Source organism: Paenibacillus sp. 10L310 (assembly GCF_056395745.1).
The window spans coordinates 82,651-100,908 of sequence record NZ_JBFTKC010000019.1; the positions used below are offsets into that span (position 1 = coordinate 82,651).

An 18,258-nucleotide genomic window follows, 5' to 3' on the forward strand; every position below is an offset into this window, starting at 1 on the left:
TTCCAGACAAAATGATCGATATACAAAATGGGGCACCTGAATATCCCGTGTTGAGCATTGGATTCACATCTCACAAAAGCAACACGGGAAACAAAATGATACATACGGTAGCGAGTAAGAGAAGAAGAGAAGCTCTGTCTGGTGAGATGGCAAGGGCTAACAAAGGAGTAGTCATATGAAGGTACGAACGAGTCAAAGAGGAAAAACACGCAACATCTACATGAACTTACTGTTATCTGTTCTGTTGTTGATTAGCAGCATCCCGCTGTGGCCGGTCTCAAAAGTGAACGCCGCAGATGAGGAACATCATCTGTTATCCCTGAACCGGCCTGTGTACAGTTCCTCATCTCTGGGTGGCAATACGGCAGATCTTGTAGTTGACGGCAACAAAAACAGCCGCTGGGAAAGCATATGGCAGCAAGATCCGCAGTGGATCTATGTTGACTTAGGCACGGTGGCCTCCATCTCGGGCATCTCCATCCAGTGGGAAAATGCGTATGCTTCCGCCTTTGATCTGGAAGTATCCAACGACGAGGTCAACTGGCAGTCTGTTTACTCGACAACAAAGGGGCAAGGCGGCCTGACAGAAATTGAGGTCACAGCAGAGGCACGATATGTGCGCTTGTTCAGTCATCAAAGAGCACAGCCAGCCTATGGCGTCTCTATATACGAATTCAATGTATATGGGACGGGCGGAGCAAATCCACCTCCCAAACCATTAGCAATGAACCTTGCACTAGGACAACCGGTTACAGCGTCTTCGGAAGAAATTGATGAGCCCAGCCGTTCAGCCGAGGATAAAGCCAAAATGGAAAAAGGGAATTACGAAGCACGGAATGTAACGGATGGCCGTCCGGATACACGTTGGTCTTCCATCTACAAGGATCAGGAATGGATTGTTGTAGACCTTGGACTAATCCGGGAAATCGGGAACGTATCCCTACAATGGGAAAACGCTTTTGGACGTGCATACGATATTCAAGTATCAAATGATGCAGACCAGTGGACTACATTATACCGGGAACTGCACAGCGACGGTGGACGGGATGAGATTCCGGTATACGCCGAAGCACGGTATGTGAAATTAGCCGGACTTGGCAGAGGAACAACCAACGGATACTCCCTGTACGCATTCGACGTCTACGAGTATATCGAAGGCGATGCCAAACCTGTGCATACAATTCCGAATATCCCTGAACCGTCCTCGGTAAAGGTGGGTTCCGGCAGTTACGCTGTAAATGACATCACCATGCTGCAGCCGAAAAACCCGAAAAATCGCACGGCTGACATCACAGCGCCCCTCCCTTCCAATGACTGGTGGCAGTCTATTCTTGTATCCGATCTGGGGGATGGCAACAGTCTGGTCACACTTCCGCTTAAAAGTAGATATACCAAACAAGGACTTCAACTTCTGAATCCCGGAGCTGGTTACGTTTCGGCTGATGGCGGTTCTATGGACGCTGACGGTGAACCGGATCTGATCATGAGCACCAGCAATATGAACCCGGCGGAGGTAAATACCAAGGTGGCGGGATATGGGGATTATTCCGCAACGATCATCATGAGCGATGATGACACAGCCAAAATGAATACCACGTTTGTGAAAGGTTCCCCTTTCCTGTACAACACCTTCGATAACCCGGATACCATTATTGTTCGTTCTCCCAACATCACACGTCTCTTCGATGATCAGAACCGTGAAATTGTTCTGAATGATGGAGAATCGCTGACGGCCGATCATATCGGTGTTGAAGTAACCAATCAGGACAGAGCGCCCACGCCTCAGACCTTTACAAGAAACTACGGGATCTTTGCACCTGAAGGAACCGTATTTATGAAACTTGGCAATACGCTCAAAATCAAGCTGGGCCAGAGCGAAGACTATCTGTCACTGGCTACCCTGCCGTCCGCGGCAGAACTGTCTTATTATTACCGGCATGCCTACGCCTTTGTAACCGATACAACAGTGGACTACAATTATAATGAGAGCACTTCACTGGTAACGACTACCTTCAACTCGGTAACCCGGACGAAGCGGGCAGGCTTTTCATCCGAGACAGTGATGGCCTTGTTGCCGCACCAATGGAAACTAGCGACTACTCCGGTAACGGAGCTTGCTTACCCTTCCATTCGCGGCATGATGAAAGTAAGTGAAGGCAATACGTTTACGACACAGGATCGATTCTATGGCATTATTCCGCAATTTGTGGAGCCAGATGATCCAACCTACTCGCGTGCACAATTAATCAGCTATCTGGATCAGCTTGACGCGGATACGGCAGGCAATCTGATGAGCGAGGATCCTTACTGGCAAGGGAAAAAGCTTCATCCGCTTGCGCTGGGTGTGCTCATCAGCGACCAGATAGGAGATACGGTACGACGAGACAACTATCTGTCCCTGCTTCGAACCATTTTGACAGATTGGTATACCTATTCGCCGGACGAACCTTTGCACTCGTATTATTTTTATTATTCGGATGAATGGGGAACCATCTTCCCTTACGGTAGCGGATTCGGTGTTAATACCGGATTGACAGATCATCATTTCACCTACGGTTATTACGTTTTTGCATCGGCTGTACTGGCCACATATGACAAAACATTCTTGCAAGAATACGGCGATATGGTTGAGCTTCTGATTCGGGACTATGCCAATCCTTCACGAACAGATGATCAGTTTCCATGGCTTCGCAATTTTGATCCGTACGCTGGTCACTCCTGGGCAGGTGGTTACGCCGATAATCGCAGCGGGAATAACCAGGAGGCCGCAGGAGAAGCGCTCTTTAGTTGGGTCGGCCAATATATGTGGGGTGAGGTGACAGGCAACAAAGCCTATCGCGACACCGGGATCTGGGGCTTCATGACCGAAGAGAAAGCTGCCGAGCAATACTGGTTTAACTATGACGGGGATAACTGGCTGGAGGATTACCAACACGCTACGGTAGGTCATGTGTACGGCAGCGCCTACCTGTATGGAACGTACTTCTCTAATGAGGCGGAGCATATTTACGGTATTCACTGGCTGCCGCCAGCGGAATGGATGACCTATTATGGACGTGATCCGCAGAATACTAAGGCTCTCTACAATGGTCTCATTAAGGACCTGGGTGGTCAGCAGGAGCGCACATGGCAGCATATTATCTGGCCATTCCAGTCCATTGGAGACCCGCAAGGTGCTCTAGCCAAATGGAATACGAGTGAGATGCAGCAAAATGAAGTCTTTAACGCGTACTGGTTCATGCACAGCATGGCTTCTACGGGAACACGCACGATGGATATATGGGCAGATGATCCGGCAGCAACCGTGTATGAAAAAGACGGCGTCTATACAGCGCAAATCTGGAATCCGTCCGACACTGTCAAAACAGTTCATTTCTACAATGCCCATGGCGCTTTGGGTTCGGCTACCGTGTATGCCAAAGCGCAAGTAAAGGTTAACCCGCTGGAACATTCCGTCGTTAAACAGCCGGATGCCTCTCAGGGTGTAGTCTATCTCGATCGGAGCCAATGGACCATTACGGCATCCTCCAGTTCGGAGCCGGTAGAGCGCATGGTGGACGGTGATCTGACTACACGCTGGTCATCCGGACAGATTCAGAAACCTGGCGATTGGTTGCATATCGATCTGGGTGGCGAACAGTTTATGGATACGGTATTCATGAACTCCGGCAACAACGGCGGTGATTATGCTCACGGGTACGAAATCTACGTATCCAAAGATAACGAGAACTGGAGCGAGCCTATTGCAGAGGGAGCAGGAACATCTCCAAGTCTGTCCGTTGATTTGGGCATGCAAACCGCCCGTTATGTCAAAATTGTATTGACTTCCTCTGCAGACAGCTGGTGGTCGATCTCTGAACTCAAGCTTGCCCGATTTGGCAAACTTGAAGCAACACCAGAGCTCCCACAGCCCGTACCGCCTCCAGATCGCTCTTCATGGATCGTAACCGCCTCCTCTACTCAAGGAGCAGATGTTACAGCCAATATGCTGGACGGAAGTTCAGATACACTATGGACAAACGGTAGGAAACAAACCAAAGGACAATGGATTACCATTGACCTCGGCCAAAAGAGTTTTTTCGATGCCATAGAATTGGACCCGGGCCATGCGAAAGAAGACTATCCGAGACAGTATCGGATTTATGTCTCGGATGACGGTGAACACTGGGGCACATCCATTGCGGGCGGCGAAGGCACGCACGGACGCATGTCCATCACCTTCCCTGAACAGCAGGCACGTTATGTGAAAATGGTACAGATCGGGGATTCCGATCAATGGTGGTCGATCTCCGAGTTGTTTGTTCATCATAATGGAACGGGCAAACAAAAGAGGCTGCTGCCAGATAGCTGGTCCGTAACAACTTCCTCCGGAGACGATGCAGTGGCTATACTCGACGGCTCGGACCAAACACGCTGGACCTCCGGTCAGACTCAAACAGGCGGCGAATGGATTCAGCTTGATCTGGGAGCCTCGCAGCCAGTGAATCGGATTGTGCTGGACAGCGCGCATAGCCGGGAAGACTTTGCTCGCGGTTATGAAATATATACTTCTCTGGATGGAGAGCATTGGGGAGAAGCCTTGGCTTCGGGTGAAGGATCAGATAGGCTACTTTCTATCGCTTTTACACCGCATGAGGCACGTTATATTAAGGTCGTACAAACGGGTACCGATTCTCATTGGTGGTCCGTGGCTGAATTAAAGGTCTATACCGCTGATCAGACACCTTGGATATCCGGGGAACAGGATCATCTGTTACCTGTTGAACTGGATCGAACATCATGGACAGCGACTGCCTCCACCTCTGAAGATGTTGCGGCAATGCTCGATGACGATCTGAATTCACGCTGGACCTCTTCATCTGGTCAACATGCCAATCAATGGGTCCAGATTGATCTGGGAAGCAAGCAGAGCTTCAGCCGCTTGACAATGGACTCAGGCAGCAGCAGCAACGATTATGCTCGCAGCTTCCAGTTTTTCACTTCTGATGATGGCGAACGTTGGGAAGGGGTTACGGAAGCACTGGGAACAGGACCTGTCATCTCACATACGTTCTCCAGACAAACGGCGCGATACATCAAAATTGCCTTGACCGCGGACACTCCCGAGTGGTGGTGGTCCATCGCCGAGTTAAAACTTTACCATTAATGTCATCATGATCTCTCCAACCATCTCTCTCCATCCTTGCGGGGCAGAGGTGGTTTTTCTTGATAAGGATGAAGCATACCTCATGTAAACTTCATGTTCCATATATCACCTTTATAGTAAGATATAGATTAATGTAAATATTATTAATTTCTAATCGATAAGGAGGGCTTTATTTGAAAAATATAATTGTCTTTGGTGCAAGCAAGGGATTGGGCGATGCATTTGTCAGAGGTGTGCCACAATCCGGTGATAAGGTCTGGGTGGTCTCCCGCAGCAAGCCGGAAAGTCTGTCCGTGGAGGATGGCGTCGAGCGAATATGGATTCAGGCTGATCTTTCCGAGCTTCAGGCCGCAGAGCAAGTTGCCAGCCAACTTCAAGGCGAGACGTTGGATGTGCTTATTTATAACGTGGGGATCTGGGAAAAGGAAGGATTTGAAGAGCACTACACGTTTGATAAGGATGAACCCGCAGATATCAGTCAGCTGATCCATGTGAATGTGACTTCTACAATTGTATGTATACAGGCTTTACTGCCTCAGCTCCGCCAGTCTGAAGCAGGCAAGATCATCCTGATTGGTTCAACAGCCGGTTTGAGCAATGCAGGCAGCAGCCAGGTTTCTTTTGTCGCCTCCAAATTTGCCATACGGGGTATTACGGAAGCTCTAAGAGAACATACGAGAAATGACCGCATCGCGGTGACATGCATCAACCCGGGAGAACTGGCGGCAGAAATTCCGTATGAAGACGGGATGGAACGTGCACTGGCCGAGTATGATGGGACCCGCATTCCCCTGCAAGATATGGTCTCCATCGTTCGATGTATCATCAGCTTGTCCAAAGCGGCCTGCGTGAAAGAGATCAACATGCCCGCATTAACGGATACGAACACCTAGATAGCAATGACATCTACACGCCTCAATCGGTCCGTTCACCGGAGTGCGCTCTGTATACACACGCTGGACAGAAGCCCGTTTACATTAATACATGCGATAAGTGCGCAATACCTGCGGAATTCAGGCGTTCTTGCTCAGGGATATTTTCATATAACAAATGGGATTTTCCGGCCTTGTCCAGGTGATCACGCATAGCTGCAATTCGTCCTTTGTTAACATCAATAAAACGAAAATCGATTTGGCGCAAATGCTCCAGCCCGGTCAGTCCAGCAAACGAATCCGCCTTGAGCGCCGTATTAATCTCTTTCAGTTCAATAGACTCCAAAGCACGGGCTGTCCATAGATGTGTCGTATCCCGCAACGATTTCATATAGTCCAGTTCGAGCTGTCTGAGAGAGGTCATAAGGGAAAAGTCGCATAACTGCTCCAGCTTGGGCAAGGACAGATGCAGATATTCCAGCCCGCGCATCTGTTCGAGTCCCTGAATACTCGTCAGTTTGCGAACAGAGCTGAGCTTCAACATCGAGATGGTCGACTGTGTCAATACATCTAGTCCCCCTTTTAACTCACAGTGATCCAGAGATAGATACTGAAGCATAGGCAGTTCCGCTAACACATCAGCACTTTCGATCGTGCAGTTCAGAATGAGCGTATGTAGTTGGAGACATGCCGCAATGGAAGCAAATCCGTTGAATTTGCCACGCAGTTCAAGAAAGGTCAATCGTTTGTAGTGTTTAATAAAATCGAGCACGGTTGCCTTTGCAGGTGAATTCAATCTTAGAAACTGCAGTTGCTCCATCGCACCCAGTATCGTCAAATCCTGAGCCTGCGAAAGATCAAGTTGCAAGGCAGACACATGTTTCAACTGTGCCAGTCGCCCCAAAAATCCGGATGAATATACCCCTTTAGGGTCCATATGTGATATGTGTAGAATCAGATCCGGCCGGGCAAAGAATACTTTGGCATCGAGCTCGGCAAGGTCCTCGTATGTATCCGCGTCAACGCGAAAATGAACCGTTGCTCTGCGACGCAACAGATGCACCGCCTGGTGCATCTTTTCGGCATTCCATGGAACCCCCTGTATTGAAGCATGCCATAACTCACTCACAGATAATACCCCTTTCCATCCATAGTTCCAATTCATTCCATTATAAACAAGATCGCCTGGATGAACCACTACCGATCCCGTTTTTTCATTCCTTTCCTCTTTTTTCATCCCTCCCCTTTCACCCTGCTCATACTCATACCTTTCCTTTCCGTTGCTTTCAGGATTATTCGACAGAAATCTACATAAAACTATAGATTAAGCCGACATATAACTTAGGCGTTTTGAGCTTTTTATTAATCATCTGGGGAGATGGAATATGTCGAACATGTTGAACAAGTGGGGGAAAACGGGAGCACGGACATCCAGTATGGCAAATACGTTGTCCATTGTGCTGCTGATCATTATCGTAGTTGTCTTTGCCGTGCTGGGAACATTTATGTTTGCAAGCACACGAAACATTCTGGTGAAACAGCAGGAATCCATGCTCCAGACCAAGACACAAGCCATTGTTAGTGAATTTGATGCACTATTCAAGGAAAAAGGTGCACTGGTCAAGCAAATGTCCACCAACACATTATTTCAGCAATACATAGAAACAACAGCATCTGCTGCGGATGCGAAAAGTTCAACCTACGCTGCGGAAACACAGGCGACACTCGCCGCTATCGTTAAGGCAGAGCCTTCGTTTGCCGATGCCTGGGTCGCGGGCCTGGATGGAAAAGGCTTTTGGATTCAAAATGATGGTGTCGTATCTGCACCGGACTTTGATATCCAGTCACGTCCATACTACAAGCCGGTTACCGACGCAGACGGACTTTATTTCTCCGATCCGTACATTGATATTGCAGCAGGCGATGTACTCATGGGTATCTTCTATCCGATCAAAGACGAAAACAACAACACGATCGGCTTTGCCGCAGCGGATATTGCATTCAAGGATATCCCGGCGATTATGGAGAGTTATTCCCTTGGAAGCACAGGTTATTCTATGTTGCTATCCAAGAGCGGGGAAATTCTGTACCATCCGGATCAAGAGAAGGTATTGAAGGAGAACATCCTGAACAGTACGGGGGACATGGGAGACATCGGCAAGAAAATGCTTGCCGGTGAAAACGGCGTACAACTTATGAACGACAATGGGGAACGTCGATATATCGGCTACGCTACCAGCAAAGATACGGGATGGTCCGTTGGTCTGACCATATCCGAAGAAGAAGTTCTTGCGGAATTAAAAACATTCACGTGGATTACGCTTGGCGGTTTTGCTGCAGCCACCCTTCTGCTTGTGATTATCTGTTATATTACCCTTCGCCGTCTGTTACGCTCCATACCACAGCTGCTGGCCAAGATTAAACAGATTGAACAAGGTGACCTGACTGTCAAACTGGATATCAAATCTAATAATGAAATTGGACAGATCGCCACAGGCTTGAATTCCATGGTGCAGAAAATTCAGGGCATGCTGCAAATGGTCGGCAGCTCGGCGCAAATCCTGAACCAGTCGTCGAATGATCTGCAGGCCATCTCCTCACGAACGGCTGTGACCATGAATGACACATCAACAGCCATCAACGAGATTGCCAATGCAACGAATTATCAGTCCATCGAAACGGAAAATATCTTACGCAAAACAGGCTCATTATCCAGCCAAATTGATGAAATTGCTACCGATGCGCAGGCTATGGGAACGGTCGTGCAGACATCTGCTGATCAAAGCAGCCAAGGACTTGCGGTCGTGGAACAATTATCGAAATGGTCCGACGAAAACCACCAGTCCACCCAAGCAATGTCCTCTATTATCCAGGAGATTGACCTGAGTCGGAATGAAATATCCAGTTTTGTGGATACAGTCAAACAGATTGCCTCTCAAACGAACCTGCTCGCCCTGAATGCCTCCATCGAGGCTGCACGTGCTGGCGAACATGGAAGAGGATTTGCCGTCGTTGCCGAAGAGGTCCGCAAACTTGCAGAACAGACGGCTCAGGCAACAGAGGAAATCAACAAAAAGGTGAATGTTATTGAAGAGAAAACAACCCTGTCGGTTGAGCATACCATGCGCGGTATGAAGATTGCGGAGGAGAATGCCAAATCCGTAGAAGATACCAAACATGTTTTCTTCAGTATTAACAAAGACCTGAAAGATCTACAGCAACGTATGATGCAGATTACCACTAATACCGCCAATGTACACAAACACAAAGATGAGATATTCCAGGCACTGGAGATTATCTCATCCACCACAGAGGAGAACTCGGCATCGACGGAAGAAGTAAGCGCCAGCACGCAGGATCAGCTGGATAGTATCGAACAGGTAGCGGATCTGTCGAAACAGTTGAACCAGCTATCTGGCAAACTGCAAGACGAACTAAGTCAGTTTAAAGTAAAGTCATGATCCGCAAGCTTTCCCCTGCTCTTCTCTTTTAGTCGCTGTCCATTTATTATTAATGAATATGCGTACGAAGAGGATTGGAGGCTGAATCATCATCATGAACTTTGCCAAACGAATGGATCATTTCAACGAAGGAATTTTCACCCGGTTGCTGGAGATCAAACGCCGCAGACTGGAGAACGGTCAGCCCGTTATTGATCTCAGTGTGGGTACGCCGAATATCCCACCTGCGCAGCATATTATAACTGCACTATGCGAGGCCGCTGCTGATCCGGCTAATTATATATATGCTGTGAATGATCAGAGTGAGCTGCTGCAAGCTACAAGCGATTGGTACAAGCAACGCTATCAGGTCGAGTTAGACCCGGCAACACAGATCTGTTCCTTGCTCGGTTCACAGGAAGGGCTGGCACATATATCCCTCTCCATTGTCGATGAAGGTGATCTGGTGTTAGTCCCTGACCCCTGCTATCCAGTCTTTGCGGATGGACCGTTACTGGCAGGTGCAGAACTGTATTATATGCCGCAAAAAGAAGAAAACGGGTATGTTATTCAGCTTCAGGATATACCGGAAGATATCGCTCATCGAGCAAAATTCATGCTGGTCTCCTATCCCAACAATCCAACAACCGCGATGGCACCAGATCAGTTCTATCTCGACCTGATTGCCTTTGCCAAGAAGTATGATATTATCGTGCTTCACGATAATGCGTACAGCGAGCTCGTATTTGACGGAAAGTCATGTGGAAGCTTCCTCGCATTCCCTGGCGCCATGGACGTCGGTGTGGAATTCAATTCCCTGTCAAAAACGTACGGACTGGCAGGAGCGCGAATCGGCTTCTGTGTGGGCAATACAACCATGGTCTCCATGCTGAAAAAGCTAAAATCCAATATGGATTACGGGATGTTCCTACCGATCCAAAAAGCAGCAATTGCCGCCATTACCGGAGATCAATCCGAGGTTGAACGGGTCAGAGCTATTTATGAACAGCGCAGAGACATCCTATGTGAAGGCTTCAGCAGTCTGGGTTGGCCAATTGCCAAACCTGAAGCAACGATGTTCGTATGGAGTCGGATTCCGGCTCACTACGACAGCTCGGAGCAATTTGCCATGGATCTGGTTACACATGCAGGAGTCATCGCAACGCCAGGCAGTGCCTTTGGTCCTTTAGGCGAAGGTTACGTTCGCTTCGCGCTTGTTCAGGATAATGAAATATTGCAACAAGCGGTACAATCAGTTGATGACAGCGGGATTCTGAAATCCAGCTAACGGGAGCACAATTCGAATGTGCTCAAGCCAAAATCCCCTCAAGGTCCACAGGGAGTAAGAGTTTCACGTTTGATAAACGTGGTCTCTACTTCTTGTAGACGTGAGGGGATTTTGTCATTTGGTGCGGGAGTAGACATTCATTGGATGATTTAAGATTGCGGCTGAATGGTGCCAAGTTACAGCAAAAAGCCTGCTCGGGGAGCAGGCTTCAGGTTTGAACTTTTTATACAGACTTGCGCCAGTTGGAACGATACATCAGATACAGGAAGTACGGTGTTCCGATGATCGCAATGAGTATGCCTGATGGAATCTCTGTCGGTGCCATGACGGTTCTGCCGATTGTATCGGCGAGCACCAGCATGACTGCACCCGCTAATGCGGATAGGAACATCGAACGTCTTAACTTATTCCCCGTCAGTAACCGAACCATATGTGGTGCAATCAGGCCGATAAAACCAACGGTTCCTACACAAGCAACCGCACCTGCTGCAAGTAATACACCCACTGTCATGGCCAATAATCGTGTACGACGTACTCCTAGACCAAGCCCGGATGCACTGTTGTCGTCAAATACCAGCAGTTCGAATCTGCGTGCCAGCCACCAAGCCACCGGTACCAGAATAACTAAAAATAATCCGATAACCCTCACCTGTTCCCAGGTACGAGCATAGGTGCTTCCTGTCAGCCAGATATATCCGCTGCTACCGTATACCGCACCACGGACAATCAGAATCTGAATACCTGCTCCAGCAATGGCAGACATCGCGATCCCCAGCAACACAACCGCCGAAGGGTTCAGTCCTTTCTTCCAGGCGAGGGAGAACACCACCACTGCAGCAATGGCTGCACCGATGATTGCCGCAATTGGCAGCAAGTATATCGGAAGACCCGGCCATAAGATGATGACCATCATCGCTCCAAGCCCTGCACCTGAGGACACACCAACAATTGAAGCATCTGCCAGCGGGTTACGTACCGCCATCTGAATGAGCACACCACTGATTGCCAGTGCAGCTCCTGCACCTGCGGCAACAAGTGTACGCGGAATCCGAAGCTGAATCAGCGCGGAGAACAGTCCATCGGATTGGAACAGACTTGGTAACCAATCGGCCAGCGGAATTCGCATACCGCCAAACATCGTACTGAGCAAGATAAGCACGACCGTTATGACTGAGAATAATACAGCCATCGGGCCAAATGCAAAGCGACGCGCAGCTCCTCCTGTGCTCATTGAAGTAGACATGCCTGATCCGTTCGCAGCCTTCATGCGTGTAAGAACAAGCCAGATGAGCCACGGCGCACCAATGATCGCCATAACAGCACCCGTTGGCAGTTCCATGCTGGAGTTATGCACCATCTTGGCGAGGACATCTGCTCCAACCAGGAGCGCTGCGCCCCATATGAACACACCGGGTAAAAGTAATCGGTTAGAACGTACACCACTCAATCGAACCAGATGTGGTGCGACCAGTCCCACGAAGCCAATCGGTCCGATTACACTTACAATCACAGCAGCCAGCAATACAGCAAGAATTAACCCTACTGCACGAGCCAATGTAACCTTTTGTCCCAAGGAAGAAGCCGTTGATTCATCCAACTCCAGCATATCCCACTGTCTGGACAGGATTAACGCGAGAAGGGTAATACCAACCACCCAAGGCAAAGCATAAAACACACCACTCCAGTCATTCTGGACAAGTGTTCCGGAGCCCCAAAGGAACAACCCTTGTGTCTCCATGGAGAAAAAAATATGTAATGCACTTGTAAATGAACCAAGCACCATCGATACAATCATACCGGACAACGCAAGTCGAACCGGGCTTGATGTTCGTCCGCCGCCCATGAAATAAGCCGCAAATGCTGCCAGCAAACCACCTAATGCTGCGAAAAGAAAAGGCGACTGACTTAATAGACCTGGAAAAGCGATAGCTCCCAGCACCACCACAAAGTATGCTCCTGCATTAATGCCCAGCGTATCTGAAGCAGCCAATGGATTACGAGTAATCGTTTGCAGCAAAGCGCCCGCAACAGCCAGTGCGCCACCCGCAAGGATACCAATCACTGTACGCGGCATGCGCAAGTCCCAGACCATATTGTGCTCTAATGAATCCTGTCTGCCTGTAAGAGCGTCCCAAACGACATGCAAAGGAATGGAAGCTTCTCCATAACACAGACTTACAAAAAAAAGCACGATGAGAGCGGTTAGACCGCCCCCATATATGCTAATTGTGCGCCAATTCATAGCTGGCTTAGATCCTTGAACCGAACTCATTTGGTAATCGCCTCGACTACCCCATCAACCAATACTTTGGAGGAGATCGGTCCACCAAATGTCCATGTTGTGCTATCGAGTTGATATGTGCGTTTTTCCTTCACAAAGTTCAGTCCGTTCCATACCGAGTTATCTTTCATAGCTGTGCCAAAGACGTCATCGTCTGGTTGTGTAATATAAATGAAGTTACTGTCCTTCACATCGGTTAAGGATTCAATGCCTACTGTAGAGAAGCCATAGTTTTCAACTTTGTCCGGCTGCCAATCGTTAACCAGTCCGATTTTGTCCAATGTACCAATCACAACCGAGTTATCGGTAAACATACGCAGGCTGACTGCATTTTGATATGTGAATGCTTGTGTCAGTGCAAAGTTGAAGTTTTCTTTCCCCGCAGCAGCCAGTTTTTCTTTGGCTTCTACATAGTGCTGATCGAGATCACTCAGAACTTCTTTTGCTTTGTCTTCTTTACCGAGAGCTGTTGCAATGTTATTAAAGATCTCTGTCATTTTGTCATAATCATAGCCGTCACCATCATACGGATCATATTCAATCGTTGGAGCAATAGCGTTAAGCTGATCGTAAACCGCCGTGTTATTATCTGCATTAGCAATGATGAGATCTGGCTTCAATGCAGCAATAGCTTCCAGATTTGGTTCACTGCGTGTTCCGATATCCGTTACACTGTCATCCAGTGCTGCTTCGGATGTTACCCACACTTTATAGTTAGCGTTATCTGCGTTACCTACTGGTTGAACACCCAAGGCAACAACATCCTCCGTATATGTCCATTCAAGCGTAACGACACGTTCTGCTGGCTTGTCCAGCTTAAGCTCTCCACGTTTATGCTTCACGGTAACAGGACCTGCTGTCTCTTCAGCCGGAGCACTACCCGAGTCACTACCTTGACTTGTATCTGTTGTAGTTGTGGTTTTACCACAACCCGCCAAAACCAGCACAAAGGCCAGCATAATCAACAGTCCATTTAACCCTTTTTTCATATCTCTTTTCTCCCCTGTTAATATGTATTTATATGATAACAATTATCATTATCACTATTGGATTATGCCGTAGGAATGGATTTTTGTCAATGGAAAGTACCTTATTCCCATTCTTTTATCAAATAAAAAAGGAAAGGGATAGCTCAATGGCCATCCTTCCCTTCTACTGTTTGCATTAACTCAACTGCATCGTAGTGATGCATGTATTATCATTTTCGTATGTAGACAATTGCGTTTCTGCAACCTTTCCATCTCCAACAATACGAATCAGATAGGTTCTGTCTCTAGGCACCCAAAAATCCATAAATCCGTTTGCACCAGACTTAATCACTGCATCTTTCATAAAAGTGTTGCCTTGAGAATCGTGAATGGTAACGCTAAATTCCTTATTGCTCATTTCCCCCTGACAACCGGTCAAGCTATGAATTGCACAGGGATGGGTCTGGTCCACATAGGGTGCAATGGAAAGGAAAAATTCGTTCTCAGGCAAATCATATGTAATGGTTTTTTCATCTTGATCGGTGACGATTAACTGTTTGGCATTAATGGAGGCAGATTCCGGTGTCTCTTTTCCTGTGCTGATATCTTCCACCAATTTTCGGATGTTGGGCGCATTGGCTGTACCCGCCTCTTCCTTGCCCGTATTGTTTGCAAACAGATAGGTTCCGATTACAATTACAACTGCAACACTTGCAATGATCCACATTTGTTTCTTCATTTGGAGTCCATCTCCTCGTCCGTTTTCATCAAGTATACTGGAGAACAAACCATCATGGACTTAAACATCGAGAAATTCACCAGATATTCACATATATGGTTGGCTCATTTGGGGATATGCATATATGATATCTGGTCGATAAGTCTTACAGTTCATTGCGTGAGCGACAATTAATATGCCATAATCCGGTCTGCCATTTCCTCGGCTTGAAGTACCGCAGACAACGGGTCGGAGAGGAAATATCTATTCCAGTCAAGGCTAATAATCTGGCAGTGATCTGTCTCGATGGACTTCTGCCATGGTTTGCCTGAAGCTTGATCAAGTCCGTGTCTTGGACCATTATCCAACACCAATAGGTAGTCCTCCAGGTACCCACCTACCGCACTCCGCGCAATATCCAGATATTCCAGGCCTGGCTCCAATAGTTCCTGGCGAACCTTGCCTGCTGGCCTCAAGTTCAGTAACCCGTAGGCTGCCTTACCTCCACGAGTTCCCGTATTTCCCACAAGGGTAATATGTTCTCCCCAGTTCGGATCAATGACGGTAAATGTCTTCTCTGCGGAGACCTTGCCCGGGATCGTTTGCTGCAAAGTATGTACTCTCCGCCCGTATTCCTTAATCCATGTTTCGGCTTCAATCTGGCGATTCAGAATACGTCCCATCTCTCGAATCTCCTCCGCGACAGAGCCGTAACCAGTCCCTCCATAGACCACCGTAGGTGCAATTCTGGCATAGGAAGCGTAGGCAGCAGGATTCCAGGTGATAATCAAATCGGGCTCCAGTTCAAGCACTTTTTCGAGCGAGATAAAATTATGATTGCCGATATCCTGTACTTGATCATAGATATAAGGCTCCAGCATTTGGTTACTTTCAATGAGTGAATGCGGCGCTCCGAGAGGCGTCACTCCCAATGCCAGCACTTCTCCCAAATTCCAGTCCACGACAACACGGCTAGGCTTGGTCGGTATCGTAATCTCGCCCATGCTTGTGGCAAGCATCCGAGTTCTGGCTCTTGGTACCGCGGGCGCTGGGGGTTTCCTCACTTGGACTCCTTTCAAATCTACAATCTCCTGTTCTGGCCAGGTCTGGTCGGCTTCAAGTATGGGTACCGTTCGTTCGCTCCATCCCGAATAATGACTTTCCAGAACGGCAAGTGGTTGGAATGTTTGCAGGGCTACATCTGGAGCACTGCACTCTCGACGCTTTCTGTAAAACTCAGGAGATACACCATAATGTTTCTTGAAATAACGACTTAGCGTGTAGCCGTTCTCATAGCCTACTCTCTCCGCGATTTCCTGTAAGGTCCCATTCGTGCTCACCAGTAGTTTTAATGCCTGTTCCATCCGAATCTGTGACAGCACACGGCTGGGACTCGTATTTAATTGAAGCTGAAACAATTGATTCAGATACCTTGGACTACAATTCAGCATTTCAGCTACCTGTTCTATCTTGAGTGGTTCCCCGTAGTGACGTTTCATATAATGCACCGCTTGATCTACCCGATCCAGCTTAGCATCGTTAAACCTTTGCTCCTGCATTTGTTTCAGCATCTCGGCGAGCCATTGGTAGAACAACGCCTTGCTTTGAATTCGGCCTGCTGACTGTAGTTCATTCCATTGTCTGTATATCAACTGCATGATTTCAATTAATGGCAATGGACACGCTGGTTCAAAACCAAAACTGAATTGCAGAGACTCCACCCCAGTATATGTTTGGGATCTTTCAGTATTTGGCTTCTCTGACTCTGGTGACGAATAAGACAACATATGTATTTCCATCGGCTTCTTAGCCAGACAATCCAGGCTCGTTCCTTTGGAGGCGTGCAGAATATATGTCCCTTTAATGTGATGCATCGCCTGATCAAGCCAGATCTTCCCCTTGCCATTCGTAATTAGTAAAAAAGCATTCGAGGGAAGCGTCCACGTATTAGGATCTTCACTGATGTTAACGGTCATGATCCGAATATCCAGTAATCGGATTGTTATATGCTCCCATAATGCCCCGTATTCTTCTATGTTCATCGTCATGGACCTTTCTTTGTGTTTCCTCGTTACCACATCCAAAGCTTCGCCTCATCATATATGATAATCATTCTCAGTTCAACCTGTCGATTGAGTTCTGAAATGGTTATGCTTCCGCTTCCGAATCGGTTATTGTGCAATCGCAAGATTGCCTCTAGAGTTATATTAAATGAAAATCATTATCAATTAGAAAGAGGGTTTGTCATGTTGTTTAAGAAAGCTTGGTATCGTATCGCCCTGCCTGTTTTGCTGATCATGGCCATATTCATTAGTGGTTGCACCCGGCAAGAGACGGTGGAACCCGTCGCGACAGAAACAGGTAACACCACACCACAGACAAGAACACTCTCTACGATGATGGGAGACGTTACAGTCCCCCTCAACCCGGAGCGAGTAGTTGTTGATTGGAATATAGGACATGTTCTGGCTGTCGGCGTAACACCCGTTGGTGTGCCAAGCAGCCTGCTGGATTATGGAATGTTCCTGCGTGACAAACTTGTCGATAGCGCCGATTTGGGTAACCATAGTGAGGTTTCACTTGAGAAAATGGTAGAGCTGGAACCGGATCTGATTATCACATGGGACCAGGAGAAATTTCAGACCTATTCCAAAATCGCTCCGACTGTCGTATTCGTACCCGATCAGTATGATTCCATGGAAGCAGAAGTGACAGCCATGGGCGAGATTCTGAACCGCGAAGCAGAAGCTATAACTTGGAACGAATCATTTAAACAACGGATCGTAGCAGCTCAGGCCAAAATTAAAGGTGTCATTCCGGACGGTGCCACCTTCACCGTTGCGATTTTAACTTTTTGAAGAACCCAGCCATTATCGGCAACAGCGCCAATCGTGGTGGAAGAGCAGCCTATGAATTGCTTGGACTAACTCCGGCACCCAAGGTAAAATCAGATCTTCTGGACCAAGGCAAAGAAAACCTGGAAGCTAGCGCGGAGGTCTTTGGAGAGTATGTAGGTGATTACCTGCTGATGATGGTTACAGAAGGCACGAAAGATCACTCCCTGTTGCCTAACGTCTGGGACAATCTGCCTGCCGTGCAGAACGACCATATCTACAAACTGGATATTCATAAATATTTCACTGCTGATCCCTATACCTCCATTCTACAAGCCGAAGAGATCGCAGATCGACTCGCAAGTGGACAGACTGAGCTGAATTAGCGCGAGTTTTCAATTCTAGTGAGACCCGAAACCGAACCTGAACGTGTTCAGCGTAGGCAAGCGCACTGAATCCTGAATGTATGAGAACGTACCCTTCAAGTGAGAGCAGGCACTGACGAATCTGAGGCGTCTTATTCAACGATTTGAAGCGCGTGCAGAAATCTAAGGAACTTGAGTGGAGCTAGAATAAAAAGTGGACACCCGTTAACGGACGGAAGGATAATAAGACTAACGGAGGTGTCCACATGGGAGAACAGCGGCAACGATATAACGAAGAATTCAAGAAACAAACGGTCAAATTCATTCAAGAGCAGACGAAGACACT

12 protein-coding genes are annotated in these 18,258 nt (G+C 47.8%); 6 read left to right on the forward strand and 6 right to left on the reverse strand.

Features of this window, described 5'->3' with window-relative positions; translation table 11 throughout:
* Nucleotides 1-175: 175 nt before the first annotated feature.
* Both AC1DE7_RS26830 and AC1DE7_RS26835 read left to right on the forward strand, forming a co-directional pair.
* Nucleotides 176-5,146: a discoidin domain-containing protein gene (locus AC1DE7_RS26830; protein ID WP_477535560.1), complete on the forward strand. Its 4,971-nt coding sequence runs from the start codon at nt 176-178 to the stop codon at nt 5,144-5,146.
* A 173-nt stretch (nt 5,147-5,319) separates the two neighbouring features.
* Complete coding sequence (locus tag AC1DE7_RS26835; protein ID WP_036617480.1) at nt 5,320-6,039, forward strand: SDR family oxidoreductase; 720 nt, start codon at nt 5,320-5,322, stop codon at nt 6,037-6,039.
* Nucleotides 6,040-6,118: 79 nt separating this feature from the next.
* Here the strand turns inward: AC1DE7_RS26835 and AC1DE7_RS26840 are convergent, their stop codons facing one another.
* Complete coding sequence (locus tag AC1DE7_RS26840) at nt 6,119-7,255, reverse strand: leucine-rich repeat domain-containing protein (protein ID WP_477535561.1); 1,137 nt, start codon at nt 7,253-7,255, stop codon at nt 6,119-6,121.
* Between the two features lie 148 nt (nt 7,256-7,403).
* Here AC1DE7_RS26840 and AC1DE7_RS26845 point away from each other — a divergent pair, with 148 nt between their 5' ends.
* Nucleotides 7,404-9,479 (forward strand): methyl-accepting chemotaxis protein, encoded by a 2,076-nt coding sequence (locus AC1DE7_RS26845; RefSeq protein WP_207765599.1) that lies wholly within the window; start codon nt 7,404-7,406, stop codon nt 9,477-9,479.
* Nucleotides 9,480-9,573: 94 nt separating this feature from the next.
* Nucleotides 9,574-10,746 carry an aminotransferase class I/II-fold pyridoxal phosphate-dependent enzyme gene (locus AC1DE7_RS26850; protein ID WP_477535562.1) on the forward strand — a complete coding sequence of 391 codons (1,173 nt, stop codon included), beginning with the start codon at nt 9,574-9,576 and terminating at the stop codon, nt 10,744-10,746.
* A 223-nt stretch (nt 10,747-10,969) separates the two neighbouring features.
* Here AC1DE7_RS26850 and AC1DE7_RS26855 read toward each other — a convergent pair whose 3' ends face one another.
* From AC1DE7_RS26855 to AC1DE7_RS26870, 4 genes are all read right to left on the reverse strand, one after another.
* Nucleotides 10,970-13,018 carry an iron ABC transporter permease gene (locus tag AC1DE7_RS26855; protein WP_036617472.1) on the reverse strand — a complete coding sequence of 683 codons (2,049 nt, stop codon included), beginning with the start codon at nt 13,016-13,018 and terminating at the stop codon, nt 10,970-10,972.
* A complete protein-coding gene (locus AC1DE7_RS26860; RefSeq protein WP_237177161.1) occupies nt 13,015-14,016 on the reverse strand; it encodes an ABC transporter substrate-binding protein in 1,002 nt (333 codons plus the stop codon). Before AC1DE7_RS26860 ends, AC1DE7_RS26855 begins: the two co-directional genes overlap by 4 nt.
* Nucleotides 14,017-14,191: 175 nt before the next feature.
* Nucleotides 14,192-14,734, reverse strand: a complete 543-nt coding sequence (locus tag AC1DE7_RS26865) for a CueP family metal-binding protein (RefSeq protein ID WP_477535563.1) — start codon at nt 14,732-14,734, stop codon at nt 14,192-14,194.
* Nucleotides 14,735-14,904: 170 nt separating this feature from the next.
* Nucleotides 14,905-16,755 carry a helix-turn-helix domain-containing protein gene (locus tag AC1DE7_RS26870; RefSeq protein WP_477535564.1) on the reverse strand — a complete coding sequence of 617 codons (1,851 nt, stop codon included), beginning with the start codon at nt 16,753-16,755 and terminating at the stop codon, nt 14,905-14,907.
* A 204-nt stretch (nt 16,756-16,959) separates the two neighbouring features.
* On the opposite strand from AC1DE7_RS26870, the gene AC1DE7_RS26875 reads away from it, so the two are divergent.
* Both AC1DE7_RS26875 and AC1DE7_RS26880 read left to right on the forward strand, forming a co-directional pair.
* Nucleotides 16,960-17,571, forward strand: a complete 612-nt coding sequence (locus AC1DE7_RS26875) for an ABC transporter substrate-binding protein (RefSeq protein ID WP_477535565.1) — start codon at nt 16,960-16,962, stop codon at nt 17,569-17,571.
* Entirely contained in the window at nt 17,568-17,933 is a 366-nt protein-coding gene (locus tag AC1DE7_RS26880; RefSeq protein WP_477535566.1) for a TroA family protein, read from the forward strand. The genes AC1DE7_RS26875 and AC1DE7_RS26880 overlap by 4 nt, the downstream gene beginning before the upstream one ends.
* 131 nt (nt 17,934-18,064) lie before the next feature.
* On the opposite strand, the gene AC1DE7_RS26885 is transcribed toward AC1DE7_RS26880, so the two are convergent.
* Nucleotides 18,065-18,258: hypothetical protein (locus tag AC1DE7_RS26885; RefSeq protein ID WP_477535567.1), on the reverse strand; the 194-nt coding region annotated here is incomplete at its 5' end.

What these genes read in the sequence shown, in the direction of transcription:
- AC1DE7_RS26830 (WP_477535560.1), top strand. Translation starts at nt 176, where the DNA reads ATGAAGGTACGAACGAGTCAAAGAGGAAAAACACGCAACATCTACATG.
- AC1DE7_RS26840 (WP_477535561.1), bottom strand. Translation starts at nt 7,255, where the DNA reads ATGAAAAAAGAGGAAAGGAATGAAAAAACGGGATCGGTAGTGGTTCAT.
- AC1DE7_RS26845 (WP_207765599.1), top strand. Translation starts at nt 7,404, where the DNA reads ATGTCGAACATGTTGAACAAGTGGGGGAAAACGGGAGCACGGACATCC.
- AC1DE7_RS26850 (WP_477535562.1), top strand. Translation starts at nt 9,574, where the DNA reads ATGAACTTTGCCAAACGAATGGATCATTTCAACGAAGGAATTTTCACC.
- AC1DE7_RS26855 (WP_036617472.1), bottom strand. Translation starts at nt 13,018, where the DNA reads ATGAGTTCGGTTCAAGGATCTAAGCCAGCTATGAATTGGCGCACAATT.
- AC1DE7_RS26860 (WP_237177161.1), bottom strand. Translation starts at nt 14,016, where the DNA reads ATGAAAAAAGGGTTAAATGGACTGTTGATTATGCTGGCCTTTGTGCTG.
- AC1DE7_RS26865 (WP_477535563.1), bottom strand. Translation starts at nt 14,734, where the DNA reads ATGAAGAAACAAATGTGGATCATTGCAAGTGTTGCAGTTGTAATTGTA.
- AC1DE7_RS26870 (WP_477535564.1), bottom strand. Translation starts at nt 16,755, where the DNA reads ATGAACATAGAAGAATACGGGGCATTATGGGAGCATATAACAATCCGA.
- AC1DE7_RS26875 (WP_477535565.1), top strand. Translation starts at nt 16,960, where the DNA reads ATGTTGTTTAAGAAAGCTTGGTATCGTATCGCCCTGCCTGTTTTGCTG.